Here is a 1293-nt window from a genome sequence, read left to right on the forward strand (position 1 = left end):
ATGTCGGAGATAACCACTTCCTTGGCATAGGCGTCGGCATCCGCGCCGGACTTTCCGAGCTTTTCGGCGGCCCACAGGCCGAGCGCCTTGTTGCGGCGCGCCGAGGCCTTGAACCGAAGCTCCTCGTCGAATGCGAATTTACGCTCAAAGCCCTCTTCGCGGTCTTTCATGCTGCTCATGGCGTCCCTCCGGTCAAATTCGATTCGTTGGCGGTGAATATGTGCGTTGCCAAAGCACAAACCAAAAGGTCGCGGGTCGGTCAATACGCTTCATCGAATGCTGCGCTGCGGCATTTCAGTCCCGAAAGCGGTTGATTGGAAGGATTTGCCGATTGAGCAAACGATGTGATTGGGATAGACCCGGCATTGAACCCTACCGTAGCCGCACTATTTCAGGCAGACGGACAGGAAATGGTCTGATACCGCCCTGTCCGGAACCCCAGAGAAAAATCCAGATGAAAAATCGCCGCCGCATTTATGAAGGCAAGGCCAAGATACTCTATGAGGGACCCGAACCGGGCACGCTTATCCAGTTCTTCAAGGATGACGCCACCGCGTTCAACAAGAAGAAGCACGAGGTCATCGACGGCAAGGGCGTCCTCAACAACCGCATTTCCGAGTACATCTTCAACCATTTGAACCGCATGGGCATTCCGACCCATTTCATCCGCCGGCTGAACATGCGCGAGCAGCTGATCAAGGAAGTCGAGATTATTCCGCTCGAAGTGGTGGTGCGCAATGTCGCCGCCGGTTCGCTGTCCAAGCGGCTCGGCATCGAGGAAGGCACCGTTCTGCCGCGCTCGATCATCGAATTCTATTACAAGGCCGACGCGCTCGACGATCCGATGGTGTCGGAAGAGCACATCACCGCGTTCGGCTGGGCGAGCCCGCAGGAGATCGACGACGTCATGGCGCTGGCCATCCGCGTCAACGACTTCCTCTCCGGCCTGTTCATGGGCGTCGGCATCCAGCTCGTCGACTTCAAGATCGAATGCGGCCGGCTGTTCGAAGGCGACATGATGCGCATTGTCGTCGCCGACGAGATCTCGCCGGATTCCTGCCGCCTGTGGGACGTGGCGACGCAGGACAAGCTCGACAAGGACCGTTTCCGCCGCGACATGGGCGGCCTCGTCGAGGCTTACCAGGAAGTTGCCCGCCGCCTCGGCATCATGAACGAGAACGAACCGCCGCGCCCAACCGGCCCGGTGCTTGTCGCCTCGACCGACGGGCTCAAAGGCAAGCCGCACTGATCGCGGCTTGCCTCCCGATACTCAGAACAGGAGCATGTCCAGCG

General features: G+C 59.2%; 2 protein-coding genes. One reads left to right on the top strand and one right to left on the bottom strand.

Annotation, left to right across the window (positions count from 1 at the left end; translation table 11 throughout):
• Positions 1–179, bottom strand: a 179-nt coding sequence (locus tag EN939_RS34610; RefSeq protein ID WP_164746527.1) for a DUF1476 domain-containing protein, incomplete at its 3' end; no start/stop codon positions are given.
• 275 nt (positions 180–454) lie between these two features.
• Here EN939_RS34610 and purC point away from each other — a divergent pair.
• Positions 455–1249, top strand: coding sequence for a phosphoribosylaminoimidazolesuccinocarboxamide synthase (purC, locus tag EN939_RS34615; RefSeq protein ID WP_013532127.1), 795 nt, complete (start codon positions 455–457; stop codon positions 1247–1249).
• Positions 1250–1293: the final 44 nt, after the last annotated feature.

The organism is Mesorhizobium sp. M7A.F.Ca.CA.002.05.1.1 (assembly GCF_003998335.1).
Taxonomy (GTDB): Bacteria; Pseudomonadota; Alphaproteobacteria; order Rhizobiales; family Rhizobiaceae; genus Mesorhizobium.

Coding starts and splice junctions, on each gene's coding strand:
- purC (WP_013532127.1), top strand. CDS start 455: ATGAAAAATCGCCGCCGCATTTATGAAGGCAAGGCCAAGATACTCTAT.